The organism is Lentibacillus cibarius (assembly GCF_005887555.1).
In the GTDB taxonomy this organism is placed as follows: Bacteria; Bacillota; Bacilli; order Bacillales; family Amphibacillaceae; genus Lentibacillus; species Lentibacillus cibarius.
Genome location: NZ_VCIA01000001.1, coordinates 16,121 through 33,888, shown reverse-complemented (window position 1 = coordinate 33,888; position 17,768 = coordinate 16,121). Strand labels below are relative to the sequence as shown.

The following is a 17,768-nucleotide window of genomic DNA, read 5'->3' as shown; positions in this document are numbered from 1 at the left end:
AATTGGAAATCTTTCATTTCATCGTTATCATTTGTATAATGGTACTCTAGGGTTGAAAAAAGTAATGATAAGAGCCCAATCACTATACATAATCACAATTATCATGTTCAACAATTGCTTCAGTAGCATATAGTATAGTAAACGGAAGATGCTACTGTGACACGCAATTGTTACAGAGAGTGGATTTACACTTAACGTAAAAAAGGGGGATGCTTTATGCGTATGGAGCGGGTATCCAACAACCAATTCACGATATTTCTTACGTTTGATGATTTGATCGACCGTGGTTTTACAAAAGAAGACTTGTGGTATGACGTTGCCAATGTTCGAAATTTATTCAGTGATATGATGTATGAAGCTAGTACAGAATTAGGATTTGAATTGGAGGGTGTATTACTGGTTCAGGTTCAGCTCATGCAGGCACAAGGGATGCATGTTGTTGTAACCCAAAAAAAGGAGCAGACAGAATGGGATGATGACTTTGTTGAAATGAAAGTAACACTGGACGAGAGCCGTGAATTAATCTTTTCATTCAATGAATTTGAAGATATCATTCAGGTAGCTTCCTATCTAAATGCATTACCGATAACAGGTGGGCAAATATATCATATGGATCATCGCTATTATATGTTATTGCAAGAAGAGGAACTGCTGCAAAAGGACAGGGAAGATGTGATAGCCATTATGTCGGAGTTTGCTTCCCCAAGCATCATTACCTCCCACAGGCTAAAAGAATACGGGAAAGTCATTATGAATTCGTCTGCTGTCATAGAAATAATGAATACGTTTTATGCGTAGGAAATAATTGCGTTAACACAAATGTCCGCAACCGCTTTCATTGCTCGATTAAAACCTGTCACAAAATCGATCTATTTTATTGCATATTTATGATGAAGGTGTATACTAATCTCTGAGTACAGCTATAATTAATTATTTTTCGATTATCTAGGAGGTAAATTCATGGTAGCCGATAACACAGCAGATTCTGCCAAGGAAAAAAATGAAAGTATGGACGTGTTGGATTCCACACGGACTGTTATCAGGAATGCATTGGAGAAGTTGGGTTACCCTGATGAGGTATTTGAATTATTGAAAGATCCAGTCCGGCTGATGACAGTGCGCATCCCGGACGGATGGACGATGACTCTATCAAGATTTTTACTGGCTATCGCGCACAACACAATGATGCTGTAGGGCCAACAAAAGGCGGGGTTAGATTTCACCCGAATGTTACAGAAAAAGAAGTAAAAGCTTTATCCATATGGATGAGTTTAAAAGCTGGAATTGTCGATTTGCCGTATGGAGGCGGAAAAGGTGGAATCATTTGCGATCCGCGCGAAATGTCATTCCGTGAGCTGGAAGGCCTTAGCCGCGGTTACGTTCGCGCAATCAGCCAAATTGTTGGCCCGAATAAAGATATCCCCGCGCCGGATGTATTTACCAACTCGCAAATTATGGCATGGATGATGGATGAATACAGCCGAATCGATGAGTTTAACAATCCCGGCTTCATTACTGGTAAACCAATTGTTCTCGGTGGATCACATGGTAGAGAATCTGCAACTGCAAAAGGAGTTACAATTTGCATTAACGAAGCTGCCAAGAAAAAGGGCATTGATGTTAAAGGAGCAAGAATCGTTGTACAAGGTTTCGGAAACGCCGGAAGCTTCCTTGCTAAATTCTTGTATGACGCCGGTGCCAAAGTGGTAGGTATTTCTGATGCTTATGGGGCACTTCATGATCCTGATGGACTTGATATAGACTATTTACTTGACCGAAGAGATAGTTTCGGAACGGTGACGAACCTGTTCAATAACACAATATCAAATGAGGATCTGCTGGAACTGGACTGCGATATTCTTGTTCCCGCCGCAGTTGAGAACCAAATTACTGAACAAAATGCAAACAACATTAAAGCTGGTATTGTGGTTGAAGCGGCAAATGGGCCAACCACACTGGAAGCGACCAAAATATTGTCTGAGCGTGGTATTTTACTTGTTCCCGATGTGCTTGCATCTTCGGGTGGTGTAACTGTATCCTACTTTGAATGGGTTCAGAACAATCAAGGATATTACTGGTCGGCTGAAGAAATTGATGAAAAGCTTCATGAAATCCTTATAAAAGCTTTCAACAACATTTATAATACCGCGGAAACGAGACATGTCGATATGCGTTTAGCAGCATATATGGTCGGTGTCCGAAAAACGGCTGAAGCTGCACGGTTCCGTGGATGGGTATAAACGTAGGTAGGTTATAAAATGAAACCACCAATTAAAGGGGTGGTTTGCATTGGTTACTACTTGCTTCCCCACGTTTCCGAAGCGGAATGTTCGCGCCTGTTAAAGCAGGCGAACACGAAGAACAAATCAAAATATATGACGAAAAAACTCTTATCATGTATAGTAGGATAGGAGTTTTTTCAGTTATATAACTGCAGAAAAGTATAGAATGTTGATTGCCTTACAATAAAGATTTTCTAAAAATTGTATTATTAAAAAAGAACCACTGCAAGCAAAGCTTTTTGTCCAAACTAAATAAGAAGCTAAATTATTTAATAAGGAAGTGCGTACGATGCAAAAAGAACATACCATTATCGTAGGCGGCGGCCCTTGTGGAATGGCCTGTGCTATCGAACTTCAGAACCGTGGCGCCGCCCCCTTAATCATCGAGAAAGAGAATGTGGTCAATACCCTTTATAACTTTCCAACCCATCAGACGTTTTTCAGTTCAAGTGATAAGCTAGAAATTGGCGGAATTCCTTTTATTACCGAGAGACAAAAACCTGTCCGCAATCAAGCGCTGGCGTACTATCGTTCTATTGCTAGCCGCGAAAACTTACGAGTAAACGCATATGAAAAGGTGGAAGGTATTACAAAAGTGCAAAACGGCTTTCACATTAAAACTGTGAAAAAACATGGTGAAGAAAAAGAATATGCTGCCAAACAGGTTATCCTTGCCACTGGTTATTATGATCAGCCGAACAAAATGAACATTCCAGGAGAGTCACTTCCAAAGGTCATGCATTATTTTAAGGAAGCACACCCGTACTTCAACAAAAATGTTGTTGTTATCGGAGGCAAAAATTCCGCTGTTGACACGACGCTGGAACTTAATAAAGCCGGAGCCCATATTACAGTGCTGTATCGTGGAGAAGAATATTCCAAAAGTATTAAGCCATGGATATTGCCGGAATTTGAGTCATTAGTCCGAAAAGGGATTGTTCACATGGAATTCAATGCAAATGTAGAGCAAATTACAACTGATAAAGTAATCTATACCACCAATGAGGGAACAAAAGAGGTGGAAAATGATTTTGTATTTGCTATGACCGGATATAAACCCGACCATCATTTTCTGGAACAAGTTGGTATTATCATCGATGAACAATCCGGAAAGCCGTTCTTTAACACTGAAACAATGGAGACAAATGTTGACGATATATACGTAGCGGGCGTTGTAGCAGCAGGGTATAACAATAACGAAATTTTTATTGAAAACGGACGCTATCATGGCGGGAAGATTGCTAAAGCAATTACGGAAAAACAGGTAACCGGTCAAAAATAAGATACAAAGAAAACAGGAGAGAACTAGGCCTACAGCTGAATCTCTCCTGTTTTCTCTTTGATGTAGAAAGTACCCGATTATCAGAAAACCCGTTCAAACATTTTTCTTAATTTTTCCATTTCAACTGTTTGTTCTAATGCAATCAGCAGCTTAAGTCGTGCTTTTGGTCCAGTTAAACTATTCGCAAAAATGATACCCAGTTTCTTAAGCTCTCTTCCGCCCCCTTCATACCCGTAAGTCGGTTGGACAACTCCCTGGTAGCACCTTGACACCAGTATTACAGGGATGTCGTGATTAATAAACTGTTTTAATGAAGTAATCGTGTCTTTTGGCAGATTTCCTTCACCAAGCCCCTCAATTACGAGTCCATCCGGTGCAGCCTGTTTTACCGTATCAAGAATTTGCTTATTCATACCCGCATACGCCTTTAGTAAAAATACATTTTTTGTAATTTGGTTTACCGGATACGTATGCCGTTCGAGAATGGTATGGTGAAAGATGATTGTTTCTTTCGTAATAATACCAATGGGACCATTTTGCGGGCTCTGGAACGTTGCCACATTACTGGTAGACGTTTTTGTTACACTTCTCGCCGTATGTATTTCATCGTTCATAACAACCAATATACCTTTATCCCATGCGCTGTCACTTGTTGCCGTTCGAAGTGAACTGATTAGGTTATATAAGGCGTCAGAGCCTATTTCATTGGTAGATCGCATTGCCCCTGTTATGACAACGGGCTTTTGTAAATCCAATACCAAATCAAGAAAATAAGCCGTTTCCTCAAGTGTATCGGTTCCATGTGTGATTACGAAGCCATCATAATCATTGGATAGTTCCTTTACTTTATTAGCCAAGTGCAGCATATGACTTGGTGTTATATGTGGCGAGGGAAGTGAAAACGGGATAAATTCATCTACATTCGCTAAAGACGTAAAGTAGTAAGTCAAATCTGTCAACGGATGTGTATCTGTCGTAGTCACTTCACCCGTTTGTTTGTTTTCAACCATTGAAATTGTTCCTCCGGTATGTATAAGTGCAATATGCTTCAAAATTTCCACCTCTGTATGTCTATTTTCATTCACCTTTCTCCATAACTATAACATAAAGTGAATTTCAATCAGTTTTTATTCCGCCATTTACATGCCATAAAGTAACTAGCTTTGTATTAAATTGTACAGAGACTTTTCTATTGACGGCCTTCTGATGAATAAAAAAGATGTTTCGTAAAAAAATACAAGCAGAATGATATTCGATTATCAGGAGGAAATAAGATGACTTATAAAAAGATATGCTTGTTTATGATGATATGTTTACTTGCAATAGGTTTGCAGCCGTCCCTTTCTCCAAAACAGGTAGGTGCTTTCTCATCCCAAGTTATACAGCACGGAACAACCGGCGAAGATGTGATTGAATTGCAAGCACGATTGCAGTATAACGGTTTTTATAAAGGGGATATTGATGGTGTTTTCGGATGGGGAACCTATTGGGCACTACGGAACTTTCAAGAAGAATTCGGCCTCGACGTTGATGGACTCGCGGGATCTAAAACGAAGCAGAAACTGGTTGATGCCACCGAATATGATAAAGGCTATGTTAAAGAGCAAATCAAAAAAGGGAAAAAATTTACGCATTACGGTGGTGTAGATAAAACTAAACAGTCAAAATCAAATCAGGATACTGGCGGTAATGAGGATGTTAATGTAGAACCTACCGCTGCAAACGTGCCTCAGGGATATTCCAAAAATGATATTCAATTGATGTCGAATGCAGTCCATGGTGAATCTAGAGGGGAACCCTACGTAGGTCAAGTGGCTGTTGCCGCTGTTATTTTAAATCGTGTTGAGAGTCCCACGTTTCCCAATACTGTTTCTGGAGTGATCTTTGAGCCAAGGGCATTTACTGCAGTGGCTGATGGACAAATTTGGCTCAAGCCAAACGAGACATCACGCAAGGCAGTACTTGATGCCATTAACGGATGGGATCCATCAGGCAATGCTTTGTATTATTTTAACCCGGATACAGCAACTTCGGACTGGATTTGGTCCAGACCACAAATAAAAAAAATCGGGAAACATATCTACGCCAAATAGGAAGGAGTAATCAGCATGCTACGTTGGATATTGATAGGGGTTCTTACAATTGGTGTTGCAGGCACCGCATTTTGGGGCTATCAGGAGCACCAAGAGAAAAACGCTATTTTAATACAGGCGGAAAACAATTATCAGCGAGCTTTCCATGAATTGTCCTATCATATGGATCTGCTGAATGACAAAATAGGTACGGCACTGGCTATGAACTCCAAGGAAAGTCTTTCACCGCAGATGATTGAAATTTGGAGACTCACTTCAGAGGCAGTATCAAACGTCGGGCAGCTTCCCTTGACATTAATGCCGTTCAACAAAACAGAGGAGTTTCTTTCTAAAATAGGCGACTTCACATATCGAACAGCAGTCAGGGATTTAAACAACAAGCCGTTGAATGAAAAGGAAGAATCAACGCTGAGAAGTCTTTACAAACAATCCGGCGATTTGAAAGATGAATTGCGAAAGGTTCAAAACACTGTGTTAGATGAAGATCTTCGGTGGATGGATGTTCAATTAGCCCTTGCAACACAGGACGAACAATCGGATAACACCATTGTTGATGGTTTTAAAACGGTTGAAAAGAAAGTGGAAGGGTTTGCTGAGAGCAACGTTGATTCCGCACTTACTGGCACTTCCGCCGAAGAACATCAATATGAAAATTTAGATGGAGAAAAGATTAATAAAAAAGAAGCAGTCAAAAAGGGGAAAGCGCTATTGAATGTTAAAAATAAAAATAATTTAACAGTCACCAATAGCGGTAAAGGTGCCGATTTGCCAATATACAGTATTTCCTATCAAAATGGGAATAAAAGTGGTTACCTCGACATGTCGCAAAAAGGGGGACACCCGCTCACATTGTTAGTAAACCGAGGTGTTAGCGAACAAAAAATAAGTTTGAATCAAGGATTGGAAAAAGCAAAACAATATCTGGAACAATATAATTTTGATAATATGACGTTATTTCAAAGCAATCAGTTTGATAATGTAGGCGTTTACTCATTCCTTTACAACCAGGATGGTATACGAGTGTATTCTGATGCGATTGAAGTGAAGGTTGCCCTTGATCATGGTGATCTACTTGGTCTGACCGCTAGGAACTATTTTATGAACCATAAAAAACGTAATATACCTAATCCTGAGTTAACCTCTGAAGAAGCTAAGGATAAAGTGAACCCAAATGTAAACATCAACGAAGAACATATGGCGATCATTGACAATGATGTTGGTGACGAGGTACTGGTATACGAGTTTCTAGGTGTACTCGGAAATGAAACATATCGCATTTTCATCAATGCGATGGATGGTACAGAAGAAAAAGTGGAAAAACTTGATGGCACGGAAATTAACTTCGCGTCTATTACCAAGGGAAGATTCATGTCTTCCCTTTTTAGTGTATAAGAGCAAATGTGCAAGCGTCCTTACCGACTAAAGCCGTTATGTCTTGTGTCACGCCGCCACTAGTATGTTCTGTACGTCGGAGCTGGACATGGCTTTACTTTGCCAGTAAAAATTGATCACTTATTTCACCCTCCTATCCAAAGAAAAAGACGGCGAACAGCTATTTCTTCATGGCACTGTGTTATTAGGGTTAGTTCATACGGCTCCCTTCTAAGCTGGGCGAAGTGCTTGCGCTTTGATCATTTTGTTGTAATAATATGTTTAAAGGGAGCATAGGGGGAGGCTTTTAATGAAAATCGGTATGGCGCTAAGCTTGGAAGTTAGCGACCCTGACAGTGGTGAAGTCAGTAAATATCGTAGCAAAATTATTGACCAAAATAAGCAATATTTGTTTATAAACCTGCCGATTGATACGCATACAGACAAAACAACTTTCTTCCGGGAAGGAACCCAATTCACTGCTGTCTATATCGGTGATGGTCAATCGGTTCATATGTTTAAGACACAGGCTGCGGGAACATACAGGCTGGATAATATCCCGGCACTGGCAATACAACTGCCTGATGCCGAGCAAATCAAAACAATCCAGCGACGCCGGTTCGTCCGCGTCAAAACTGCTGTGGATGTGGCGGTGCACGGAAAAAATCTTGGTTTCACTACGGTAACACAGGATATTAGTGCCGGCGGGTTATCAATTGTTCTGCCGACTGGAATTAATGTAAAGGAAAAAGAAATATTAACTGTCTGGTTAGTATTAATAATGCGTACAGGGGAGTATCAATATATTCAAGCAGCTGCTGAGGTGGTCCGCATAAACCATGAAAAAAATGGAAGTAGGATCTCACTTAAATTCAAAGAAATTACAAACGCGGCGCAGCAAAAAATCATCCGCTTTTGCTTCGATGAACAGCTGAAAACCAGGAGAAAAGAATTATCGTAAGGAACAATACGAGTAGAACTTTTTTTCTTATGTATGTTATCATCTATATTGAGGGGATACATACTAGGTGGCGAACAAGAAGGTAACTTAGGATTTGAGGGAAGCAAATGACAGAAATGGGAACAAATGCAATAGCAGTAGCAATTGACGGTCCGGCAGCTGCCGGGAAAAGTACCGTTGCCAAAATCGTAGCAAACGAACTAGCCTATATTTATATTGATACAGGTGCTATGTACCGTGCCTTGACATTGAAAGTGCTTAGGAAACAAATTCCTTTGGATGAAGACAAGGCCATCACCAATTTACTTGCTGACACGGACATTCAGCTGAAGCAGTCGGATAGTACACAGCATGTTCTCATGGACGGGGAAGATGTAACTTCAGTCATTCGATCGGAACATGTGACGAACAATGTATCTTATGTCGCGAAACATGCAATTGTTCGCGAAGAAATGGTCAATCGGCAGCGGGAATTAGCCAGGAAACGTGGTGTTGTCATGGACGGACGTGACATTGGAACACATGTCATTCCAGACGCAGAAGTTAAGATCTTTCTGAAAGCTACCGTTGAGGAACGTGCTAGAAGGCGATATGAGGAAAATATGCAAAAAGGATTTGCTGCAGATTTGGAAAAACTAAAAGAAGAGATTGAACAAAGGGACCGGATTGATTCAAAGAGGGAAGTTGCCCCATTGGTTCAAGCCAATGACGCCATAGAACTAGATACAACTGATTTGTCCATCAATGATGTTGCTGCAGCTATCCTTGAAAAGGTCAATAAAGTGCTGAAAAACAGGGGGGGTTGATAATGAGCCTTTATACTGCCGCCAAAACAATTTTATCAGCTATTTTTTATCCTTTATATCGCATTCGCGTTATAGGAAAAGAAAATGTCCCAAAGCATGGCCCTGTTATCATTTGTTCCAACCATATTTCAAATTTTGACCCCCCTGTTGTCGGAATAACATCACCAAGGGATATTTATTTCATGGCAAAAGGGGAACTTTTTGAACATGTCTTTTTGCGGAAACTGCTTCGTGCAATACATGCATTCCCGGTTAAAAGAGGGATGAAAGATCGTAATGCATTGCGCCAAGGATTGCAAATACTTGAAGATGGAAAAACATTAGGACTTTTCCCGGAAGGTACCCGGAGCAAAACTGGGACACTAGGAAAGCCAATGGCAGGCGCAGGCTTCTTTGCATTGCGGTCAAATGCAGCCATCGTTCCATGTGCCATAATTGGCCCCTACAAACCCGGGAAAAAACTAACCGTTATTTACGGCGAACCAATGGACATGGAAGCACACCGATCCGCCAAGACTAACGCAAAAGATGCAGCAGATGCAATTATGGCTGAAATCGGAAAGCTGATTGAAAATTATAATCCCCAGCATGCATCTCTTGACAAATAATTATAAATATTAGAAGTTATAAAAAAGGATTTTTTTAGTTTTGTTGTTTGTATTTTAAGGAGGGCGAATGTATGAGTGAATCCAGTAACGAAATGCCACAATTGAATATAGGTGATATTGTGACAGGAACTGTTGTAAAGGTGGAAGAAAAACAAGTTCTTGTTAATATCGGCTATAAGACGGAGGGGATTATTCCCATCAGTGAATTGTCCAGCCTCCATATTGAGAAAGCCAGTGACCTTGTACAGGAGGATGACACACTGGAGTTGTATGTTAAGAGAATGGAAGACGATGAAGTCATCTTGTCCAAAAAAGCGGTAGATGCGGAAAAAGCATGGGAGTCATTGGAAGAAAAGTATCGTACTGGTGATGTTTTTGAGACTGAAATCAAGGAAATTGTAAAAGGTGGACTTGTTGCTGATGTGGGTGTACGCGGGTTCATGCCTGCTTCACTAGTGGAAACGTACTATGTAGATGATTTTTCCGACTATATTAATCAACCCATACGTGTTAAAATTGTCGATCTGGACCGGGAGCAAAATCGTGTAATCCTCTCCCATAAAGATGTTGTACAGGATGAGCTGAATGAGAAAAAACATGAAGTACTCCAGTCATTGGAAGAAGGGCAAGTTCTCGAAGGGGTAGTGGAGCGCTTGACCAACTTTGGTGTGTTCGTGAACCTTGGCGGTATTGATGGACTTGTACATATATCCCAGCTAGCACATGAACATGTTGAAAAAGCTTCGGATGTAGTCGCTGAAGGTGATACGATAAAAGTGGAAGTATTGTCAGTTGACAAGGATAATGAGCGTATTTCGCTATCTCACAAGAAAACATTACCTGGTCCATGGGCAAATATTGAAGACCGTGTAACGCAGGGGGATGTACTTGAAGGTACTGTTAAACGTCTTGTGAACTTTGGTGCTTTTGTGGAAGTATTCCCAGGTGTTGAAGGGTTAGTGCACATATCCCAAATAGCTAATCGACATATTGGGACACCGCAAGAAGTGCTTGAAGTAGGCCAACAGGTAAAAGTGAAAGTGTTGGATGTCAGTGAAAAGGATGAACGAATATCGTTAAGCATCAAGGAGTTGCAGCAGGAACAAGAGGCTAGCGAAGTCAAACAGTATGAAAAAGATGAAGATCAATCAGGTTTCCAGCTTGGTGATTTCATTGGAGATAAGTTAAATAAATATAAATAAATGAAATCCTGCCTTACCGGGGCTATTCTACCCGAAAAACTGGGCTCTTTTCAGTATGGAAAGAGCCCTTTTAACGTTTAAAACATCATAAAGCCTGTCATACTGGTAGTGGCAGGTGTTTTTTATGAGTAATGGACTTATTTTTTATTGGTTAGCATGGATACTTTGGATTATCATCACTTTTTTTATGGAAAGTGCAAAACAGCGCACGTTTCTTGCTTCCTGGATAATGGTATTGATTCTCCTTTCTAATACTTATATAACCATTGGTGAATTCAGTTTTTCGGCTAGTTATTTTGTTTTATTTGCTGTGACTATCTGTTTGCACGCCAGGATTTCACGGACTATGCACCATGTTTTCATTTCATTTACTATCATGATCGGATACACTGGCATGTTTATTTGGGGATTTTCCACACCTCTGGGACATTTTCTTCCCCAGCTTGAAGTGACTGTATGTCTTCTTGTTCTGCTAGCAACACTACTTGCTAAAGGTTTTTGGAATAAACTTATCACCTGTCTGACTGGTATATCAGGAGGAGAATGGCTTTACAGTTTCATCCTTAACGGATATTCATTCCAAGATATCATCGGGGACATGCGTTTTTTTGATATTGTTTTTTTACTAACAGCTGCCCTTACACTTCAGGATTTACTTTTAAAACTAAAATTAAAGTTCAAAAACATGGTTTTTAAAGCATCATCAAAGCCAAAAGCATTGGTTAAAAAGAAAGCACAATAAGAAATTTTTATACTATAATTGTGCTTACGTAGTTATTTTGCTAGAATAATTACCTAGTATTGACATAGAGAAGCGGAAAGGATGTCCCTTCATGAGGAAATCTGTTGTAGCAATTGTAGGAAGACCAAATGTAGGTAAATCAACTATTTTTAACAGGCTTGTCGGGGAGCGGATATCCATTGTGGAGGATACGCCGGGTGTGACACGCGACCGGATTTATGCCGAAGCTGAATGGCTAACGACAACGTTTAACTTAATTGATACTGGCGGAATTGAAATGAGTGATGAACCACTCCTTGTACAGATGCGCCACCAAGCTGAAATTGCCATTGATGAGGCGGACGTTATCATCTTCATGGTCAATGGTCAAGAAGGAATAACAGCAGCAGATGATGAGGTTGCTAAAATTCTGTATAAATCAAATAAACCAGTTGTTCTTGGTGTGAATAAAATCGATAATCCGGAAATGCGCGAGACAATATACGACTACTATACACTGGGTTTTGGCGAACCACACCCGATATCGGGCGCTCATGGTCTCGGACTTGGTGACTTACTTGACACCGTTGTTGGATACTTCCCTGAACAGCAAGATGAAGTCCAGGACGAAGACACCATTTATTTCAGCGTAATTGGGCGACCGAATGTTGGAAAATCCTCGCTTGTTAATGCATTGCTGAATGAAGAGCGGGTCATTGTTAGTGATGTGGAGGGAACAACCAGAGAAGCTATTGACACTAGACTGCGTAATGATGGCCAGGATTTTGTCATTATTGATACGGCTGGCATGCGCAAACGCGGCAAAGTTTATGAAGCGGCTGAAAAATATAGTGTCCTTCGTGCATTGAAGGCAATTGAACGATCAGATGTAGTTTTAACGCTTATTGATGCGGAAACAGGTATACGGGAACAAGACAAAAAAATTGCCGGCTATGCACATGAAGCCGGTAAAGCAATTATCATGGTCGTCAACAAATGGGACACTGTTGATAAGGATGAAAAGACCATGAAAGAATTTGAGGAAAAAGTCCGTTCTCATTTTCAGTATCTCGATTATGCTCCGATTGTTTTTCTATCAGCAAAAACGAAAAAACGGTTGCATACCTTGATACCAGCGTTAAAAACTGCCAGCGAGAATCATGCTAAACGAGTTCCAACCAATGTTCTGAACGATGTGATTATGGATTCTTTGGCATTAAATCCGACACCAACCGTGAAAGGGAAACGGCTGAAGGTGCTTTATGCAACACAGGTGGCTGTTAAACCGCCGACATTTGTCATATTTGTCAACGATCCTGCGTTAATGCACTTTTCTTATAAACGCTTTTTGGAAAACAGGATTAGAGAGGCTTTTGGCTTTGTCGGGTCACCAATTAACATTTTTGCACGAAAACGCGCTTAAGGGGGAGTATCATTGCAAAAAGTAGCTGTTTTAGGTGCCGGTAGTTGGGGCACCGCATTAAGTATTGTTTTAGCCGATAATGGACATGATGTGCGGCTATGGACACATCGCAAACAGCAAGCTGACGAAATAAACACAACTAATACGAATAAGCGTTATTTACAAGTGAATTTGCCGCAACAAATTCAGGCATTTGATGAACTTGAAAAGGCGATTGATGATGTATCGGCAATCGTAATCGTTGTACCAACAAAAGCAATCCGTGAAGTTTGTAGTGAACTGAATGAAAAACTTCGCCATCAGCCGACGCTTATCCATGCAACAAAGGGTATTGAACCGGAGTCGCTCAAACGTGTATCTCAGTTGATTAGCGAGGAAATGAGTACATATAATTATGAAGATATTGTTGTACTGTCCGGTCCAAGCCATGCCGAAGAAGTCGGTAAACGCCTGCCAACAACCGTCACTGTGTCTTCTGTTAATGAACAGAATGCTACGTTCACCCAAGACTTGTTTATTAATGAATCGTTCCGTGTTTATACAAGTACGGATATGGTCGGTATTGAACTTGGTGGTGCGCTAAAAAACATCATTGCACTTGGAGCAGGCATTTCTGATGGGCTTGGTTATGGTGACAACGCAAAGGCAGCACTTATAACCAGAGGACTTGCTGAAATAACTCGGCTAGGGGTATCTCTTGGTGCCAGCCCACTAACCTTTTTGGGTCTTCCGGGGGTCGGCGATCTGATTGTTACTTGTACAAGCTCACATAGTCGCAACTGGCGTGCAGGTAATCTTTTGGGTAAAGGGCACAAGCTTGATGACGTACTAGAGCAGATGGGGATGGCCGTTGAGGGCGTCCGTACAACAAAGGCGGCAAATCAGTTTGCACGTGAGCAGCAAATTGAAATGCCGATAACAAATGGATTGCATCAAGTTCTTTTTAATGATAAAAAACCAAGAGATGTGGTCGATCAATTGATGAACCGAAGTAAACGTGAGGAAATGGACGATTTAGCTGCATTTATACGAACTGATTTTCGTGACTGACACGTCATCGCCTGCTATGCATACAATATGTTGAAATGACTATGCAAGGAGGCGAACAAATGAGTAACAGTCAGGATAATCTTTTTGGCAAGGTACAGGAGCAGTCTAATATAAATACAAACGACATTTATAAAGTTGCAAACTCTGTCAAAAATGCTGATTTCTCAGATGAACAGACGGTAAGGGAACTTGTTCAGCATTTAGCGCAAATGGCCGATAAACCAATATCAAAAGCGAAGGAAGACAGGATTGTAGAAACGATCACGAATAATAATATGCCCGTGGATATGCAGACATTAAATAAAATGTTTAAAAAATAGTTCAAACTGGGCAAGTGAGGATACACTGTTTAGTATGCTTGCATAAACTAAAACGCACAAGCATTCATGGATAGAGTTGCTGTGGGTATTATTTAGTCATTCCGGGATGAAGTCAGCCCCCTTCTCCCGGGAATTTTTTTGTCACGTCGAAAATGTATGATGGACAAATGAAATAAATCTTAGGTACGCTTTAAACAAGGGAAGGCCCGGATTTTTAATGTCTATTCATCTTGCTTATGTTATAATACTCGTTGTTTACAGTTATGCATTGGAGTGAATGTGATGTCTGAAGGAATGCTGAATATGTGGGTTTCGTTTATTGGCATGGGACTGCTGCTATTAGCCATGGGGCTTATCTTACTAAGCAGGTATAAACTAAAAGGGTGGCTAGCCGGGATTGTATCTCTTATAGCCTATCTATCATTACTGCTTGGTGCTGTCATCATTATATATATTGTATTTAGCGGACCAACACGGTAGGAGGTTACACATGTTTATCCATACATACAAGCGGCTTTTTTGTTTGTTTTTTATAGTTTTTTTATTAAGCGGATGCCTTTACCCAGAACAAGAACTTTCTAAAAACAGCGTACCGAATGAAGCACAGCTTGAAAAAGTACAAACTGCTGTCGATCAATACAGTAAAGAAACTGAAGGGCTTTTGCCAATTAAAACGAAACCGAACGATACGCCGATATTTCGGAAACACTTAATTGATTTCCAGCCATTGAAAGAGCGAAACCTGTTATCGGAAGTACCCGGAACCGCCTATGAAAATGGTGGTATATATCAATATACAATCATAACACCTGATGAGAATCCACGGGTGAAATTGATTGATCTGCGCATTGCGGATGCGATTAGACAAATAACATTAAAACTACAAATATACCGTGATGAGAATATTTACCCACCATTTGGAAACGAAATTTCAGACGGGGTTTTCCAGCTAGATTATAAAAAAATGGGACTAGATAAACGGCCGCAAGTGAAAAGCCCCTATTCTGGAGAAAATCTCCCTATAGTGATGAATACAGAGGGAAAACTGTATGTAGATTACCGTATTGATTTAAATCAAGCACTTAAGAAATATGAGCATGATTATCAAAAAGGAGACGATATTCGTTATCTGCTTGCTGAAAATACGCCTTTCGTTCCTGCTTATTCCTTACCATACACCATTCAAGATGGTGAACCGGTATTCCAGGTCTCTGTAAAAAATAAATAATCATAATTAATCCCTTCTGACATATATTGTGTTGCAAGGGATTTTTGTTTTTAAAAATTTATTCATCTTTTTTGATTCTTTTAGCCCTTATTAGGTCATATTTCATTAGGACAACATCATAGACTTGTAATGTCAATAAATTGCAGGCTCTTTATGATTATGGAAAAGGAGATCGGAGGGGATCACTTGGAGAGAGTTGATGTTTTCAAAGATATTTCGAAACGGACGAATGGAGATATTTACCTTGGGATTGTAGGTGCTGTCCGGACCGGGAAATCAACATTTATTAAACGTTTTATGGAATTGGGTATACTGCCGAATATATCTGATGAAAGTGAACGTGACAGGGCGCAAGATGAATTACCACAAAGTGCTGCCGGAAGGACGATTATGACAACCGAACCAAAATTCATTCCCAATCAGGCAGTTTCTGTCCATGTTGATGAAGGTCTTGATGTGAATGTTCGACTGGTTGATTGTGTTGGTTATGCAGTAGAAGGGGCGAAAGGATTTGAAGATGAGAATGGCCCTAGAATGATCAATACACCATGGTATGAAGAACCTATTCCATTTCACGATGCAGCTGAGATCGGTACTAGAAAGGTCATTCAGGAACATTCCACAATTGGTGTTGTCATCACAACAGATGGCTCGTTCGGAGATATTGAGCGTTCCGATTACGAGGATCCGGAAGAGAAAATTGTTGAGGAAATGAAGGAAGTTGGCAAACCTTTCATCATGGTTGTTAATTCTGCACGGCCAAGCAGTCATGAAACAGAATTATTACGCCAGGAACTCTCGGAAAAATATGATATACCAGTACTGGCAATGAGCATTGAATCCATGTCAGAACATGATGTTTATAATGTGATGCGCGAAGCATTATATGAATTCCCAGTATTGGAAGTCAATGTGAATCTGCCAAGCTGGGTAATGGTGCTGCATGATGAGCACTGGCTTCGCAAGGACTATCAGGAAGCTATCCAGACAACCGTGAAAAACATCCGGAGACTTAGGGATGTAGATAGCATTGTTGAGGATTTCTCCGGATACGAGCACATTGACAATGCCAACCTTGCAGGAATCGAAATGGGCGAAGGGATAGCCGAAATTGACCTGCATGCCCCAGACTATCTGTATGACGAGGTTCTGAAAGAAATTGTCGGGGAAGAAATACGCGGCAAAGAACATTTACTTGAATTGATGCAAGATTTTGCACATGCAAAACGAGAATATGACCAAGTTGCTAGTGCATTGCAAATGGTAAAACAAACTGGATATGGTATCGCGGCACCACAATTAGAGGATATGGAACTGGATGAACCGGAGATTATCCGTCAGGGCTCCAGATTTGGCGTCCGACTAAAAGCGATAGCTCCATCTATTCATATGATTAAGGTTGATGTTGAATCAGAATTTGCACCTATTATTGGCACCGAAAAACAAAGCGAGGAACTGGTCAGATACTTGATGCAAGACTTTGAAGAAGATCCACTGTCCATTTGGGAGTCTGATATATTCGGAAGATCCTTGAGCTCTATCGTTCGGGAAGGCATACAGGCGAAGATTTCACTCATGCCGGAAAATGCAAGGTATAAATTAAAAGATACGCTTGAACGAATTATTAATGAAGGTTCCGGCGGGTTAATAGCAATTATTTTATAGCAGCTATACATAGTTGCTATTTTTTTTAGCTAAAAAGTTTTTCGGATATAGGCAGGATTCACCAATTTTATGTCGTATATCTTTAGTATAAGCAGTATAGAGCGGATTCGGCTGTTGAACGCCTTATATCCCATAAAAATTCAATAGCAGCGTGGATTAGCGAAAAATTGCGCTTGAACAAGAATAATTATGGGCAAATTCAGGGCTTATTGTTGAATTTTGCTCTAAACTCGTTTAATATAAGCCTTGTCATCATTGATTTTGATGGCTTCAGGTATAAAAATGGACAAAATGGGAACGAATGATTGTATAACTGCAAAATGTTCCTATGTCGTTTTGAATCTTCTTGGGAGGAGGTGAATGTCATGAATAAAACAGACTTGATTGATGCTGTTGCAGAAAAAAGCGATCTTTCTAAGAAGGATGCTACAAAAGCTGTAGATGCGGTTTTTGAATCTGTCATGGATTCACTTAAAAAAGGTGAAAAAGTTCAATTAATAGGATTCGGCAACTTTGAAGTGCGCGAACGTTCAGAACGGAAAGGTCGTAATCCACAGACAGGGGAAGAAATTAAAATTCCTGCAAGTAAAGTTCCTGCATTCAAACCAGGAAAAGCCCTTAAAGAAAGTGTACAGTAATTTTTCCTTACATAGGGCAGAAGGGCACGCATAGACGTGCTCTTTTTTATAACTTTTAAGATGAATTTCTCAACAGTCGTTTACTGTAACCGCCATTCATTTTTAAGAACGACCTTGA

17 protein-coding genes and 1 pseudogene are annotated in these 17,768 nt (G+C 40.4%); 17 read left to right on the top strand and 1 reads right to left on the bottom strand.

The window, feature by feature from the left end:
- The first annotated feature begins 216 nt into the window (after positions 1 to 216).
- The 3 genes and pseudogenes from FFL34_RS00180 to FFL34_RS00170 all read left to right on the top strand — a co-directional run bounded on the left by FFL34_RS00180 (position 217) and on the right by FFL34_RS00170 (position 3,564).
- On the top strand, positions 217 to 798 hold the full coding sequence (locus FFL34_RS00180; RefSeq protein ID WP_138600255.1) for a genetic competence negative regulator: 582 nt from the start codon (positions 217 to 219) through the stop codon (positions 796 to 798).
- Positions 799 to 960: 162 nt separating this feature from the next.
- Positions 961 to 2,240, top strand: a pseudogene (locus FFL34_RS00175) (Glu/Leu/Phe/Val family dehydrogenase).
- A gap of 331 nt (positions 2,241 to 2,571) precedes the next feature.
- Positions 2,572 to 3,564 (top strand): YpdA family putative bacillithiol disulfide reductase, encoded by a 993-nt coding sequence (locus FFL34_RS00170; RefSeq protein WP_138600253.1) that lies wholly within the window; start codon positions 2,572 to 2,574, stop codon positions 3,562 to 3,564.
- Between the two features lie 80 nt (positions 3,565 to 3,644).
- Here the strand turns inward: FFL34_RS00170 and FFL34_RS00165 are convergent, their stop codons facing one another.
- Positions 3,645 to 4,616: an asparaginase gene (locus FFL34_RS00165; protein WP_138600251.1), complete on the bottom strand. Its 972-nt coding sequence runs from the start codon at positions 4,614 to 4,616 to the stop codon at positions 3,645 to 3,647.
- 222 nt (positions 4,617 to 4,838) lie between these two features.
- On the opposite strand from FFL34_RS00165, the gene sleB reads away from it, so the two are divergent.
- The 14 genes from sleB to FFL34_RS00095 all read left to right on the top strand — a co-directional run bounded on the left by sleB (position 4,839) and on the right by FFL34_RS00095 (position 17,650).
- Positions 4,839 to 5,657: a spore cortex-lytic enzyme gene (sleB, locus tag FFL34_RS00160; protein ID WP_138600249.1), complete on the top strand. Its 819-nt coding sequence runs from the start codon at positions 4,839 to 4,841 to the stop codon at positions 5,655 to 5,657.
- Between the two features lie 15 nt (positions 5,658 to 5,672).
- Entirely contained in the window at positions 5,673 to 7,049 is a 1,377-nt protein-coding gene (gene ypeB / locus FFL34_RS00155) for a germination protein YpeB (RefSeq protein WP_138600247.1), read from the top strand.
- 289 nt (positions 7,050 to 7,338) lie between these two features.
- Entirely contained in the window at positions 7,339 to 7,989 is a 651-nt protein-coding gene (locus tag FFL34_RS00150; RefSeq protein WP_138600245.1) for a flagellar brake protein, read from the top strand.
- A 116-nt stretch (positions 7,990 to 8,105) separates the two neighbouring features.
- The gene (cmk, locus tag FFL34_RS00145; RefSeq protein ID WP_138604620.1) at positions 8,106 to 8,795 is read left to right on the top strand and encodes a (d)CMP kinase; all 690 of its coding nucleotides are present in this window, start codon (positions 8,106 to 8,108) and stop codon (positions 8,793 to 8,795) included.
- Between the two features lie 2 nt (positions 8,796 to 8,797).
- Positions 8,798 to 9,403 carry a lysophospholipid acyltransferase family protein gene (locus tag FFL34_RS00140; protein ID WP_138600243.1) on the top strand — a complete coding sequence of 202 codons (606 nt, stop codon included), beginning with the start codon at positions 8,798 to 8,800 and terminating at the stop codon, positions 9,401 to 9,403.
- A 71-nt stretch (positions 9,404 to 9,474) separates the two neighbouring features.
- Positions 9,475 to 10,605: a 30S ribosomal protein S1 gene (rpsA, locus tag FFL34_RS00135; RefSeq protein WP_138600241.1), complete on the top strand. Its 1,131-nt coding sequence runs from the start codon at positions 9,475 to 9,477 to the stop codon at positions 10,603 to 10,605.
- A 124-nt stretch (positions 10,606 to 10,729) separates the two neighbouring features.
- Positions 10,730 to 11,347: a YphA family membrane protein gene (locus FFL34_RS18490; RefSeq protein ID WP_176960546.1), complete on the top strand. Its 618-nt coding sequence runs from the start codon at positions 10,730 to 10,732 to the stop codon at positions 11,345 to 11,347.
- A 91-nt stretch (positions 11,348 to 11,438) separates the two neighbouring features.
- The gene (der, locus tag FFL34_RS00125) at positions 11,439 to 12,749 is read left to right on the top strand and encodes a ribosome biogenesis GTPase Der (protein ID WP_138600236.1); all 1,311 of its coding nucleotides are present in this window, start codon (positions 11,439 to 11,441) and stop codon (positions 12,747 to 12,749) included.
- 12 nt (positions 12,750 to 12,761) lie between these two features.
- On the top strand, positions 12,762 to 13,799 hold the full coding sequence (locus FFL34_RS00120; RefSeq protein ID WP_138600234.1) for an NAD(P)H-dependent glycerol-3-phosphate dehydrogenase: 1,038 nt from the start codon (positions 12,762 to 12,764) through the stop codon (positions 13,797 to 13,799).
- A gap of 59 nt (positions 13,800 to 13,858) precedes the next feature.
- Positions 13,859 to 14,119: a stage VI sporulation protein F gene (locus FFL34_RS00115; protein ID WP_138600232.1), complete on the top strand. Its 261-nt coding sequence runs from the start codon at positions 13,859 to 13,861 to the stop codon at positions 14,117 to 14,119.
- Positions 14,120 to 14,401: 282 nt separating this feature from the next.
- Complete coding sequence (locus FFL34_RS00110) at positions 14,402 to 14,599, top strand: DUF2768 domain-containing protein (RefSeq protein ID WP_138600230.1); 198 nt, start codon at positions 14,402 to 14,404, stop codon at positions 14,597 to 14,599.
- Positions 14,600 to 14,609: 10 nt separating this feature from the next.
- A complete protein-coding gene (locus tag FFL34_RS00105) occupies positions 14,610 to 15,347 on the top strand; it encodes a hypothetical protein (protein ID WP_138600228.1) in 738 nt (245 codons plus the stop codon).
- Between the two features lie 186 nt (positions 15,348 to 15,533).
- On the top strand, positions 15,534 to 17,012 hold the full coding sequence (spoIVA, locus tag FFL34_RS00100) for a stage IV sporulation protein A (protein ID WP_138600226.1): 1,479 nt from the start codon (positions 15,534 to 15,536) through the stop codon (positions 17,010 to 17,012).
- A gap of 365 nt (positions 17,013 to 17,377) precedes the next feature.
- A complete protein-coding gene (locus FFL34_RS00095; RefSeq protein WP_138600224.1) occupies positions 17,378 to 17,650 on the top strand; it encodes an HU family DNA-binding protein in 273 nt (90 codons plus the stop codon).
- Positions 17,651 to 17,768 lie beyond the last annotated feature (118 nt).

Excerpts from the sequence above, each read along its gene's own strand:
- der (WP_138600236.1), top strand. The coding sequence starts at position 11,439 with ATGAGGAAATCTGTTGTAGCAATTGTAGGAAGACCAAATGTAGGTAAA.
- FFL34_RS00115 (WP_138600232.1), top strand. The coding sequence starts at position 13,859 with ATGAGTAACAGTCAGGATAATCTTTTTGGCAAGGTACAGGAGCAGTCT.
- FFL34_RS00095 (WP_138600224.1), top strand. The coding sequence starts at position 17,378 with ATGAATAAAACAGACTTGATTGATGCTGTTGCAGAAAAAAGCGATCTT.
- FFL34_RS00110 (WP_138600230.1), top strand. The coding sequence starts at position 14,402 with ATGTCTGAAGGAATGCTGAATATGTGGGTTTCGTTTATTGGCATGGGA.
- sleB (WP_138600249.1), top strand. The coding sequence starts at position 4,839 with ATGACTTATAAAAAGATATGCTTGTTTATGATGATATGTTTACTTGCA.
- FFL34_RS00170 (WP_138600253.1), top strand. The coding sequence starts at position 2,572 with ATGCAAAAAGAACATACCATTATCGTAGGCGGCGGCCCTTGTGGAATG.
- FFL34_RS00105 (WP_138600228.1), top strand. The coding sequence starts at position 14,610 with ATGTTTATCCATACATACAAGCGGCTTTTTTGTTTGTTTTTTATAGTT.
- rpsA (WP_138600241.1), top strand. The coding sequence starts at position 9,475 with ATGAGTGAATCCAGTAACGAAATGCCACAATTGAATATAGGTGATATT.
- FFL34_RS18490 (WP_176960546.1), top strand. The coding sequence starts at position 10,730 with ATGAGTAATGGACTTATTTTTTATTGGTTAGCATGGATACTTTGGATT.
- FFL34_RS00140 (WP_138600243.1), top strand. The coding sequence starts at position 8,798 with ATGAGCCTTTATACTGCCGCCAAAACAATTTTATCAGCTATTTTTTAT.
- FFL34_RS00180 (WP_138600255.1), top strand. The coding sequence starts at position 217 with ATGCGTATGGAGCGGGTATCCAACAACCAATTCACGATATTTCTTACG.
- cmk (WP_138604620.1), top strand. The coding sequence starts at position 8,106 with ATGGGAACAAATGCAATAGCAGTAGCAATTGACGGTCCGGCAGCTGCC.
- FFL34_RS00150 (WP_138600245.1), top strand. The coding sequence starts at position 7,339 with ATGAAAATCGGTATGGCGCTAAGCTTGGAAGTTAGCGACCCTGACAGT.
- ypeB (WP_138600247.1), top strand. The coding sequence starts at position 5,673 with ATGCTACGTTGGATATTGATAGGGGTTCTTACAATTGGTGTTGCAGGC.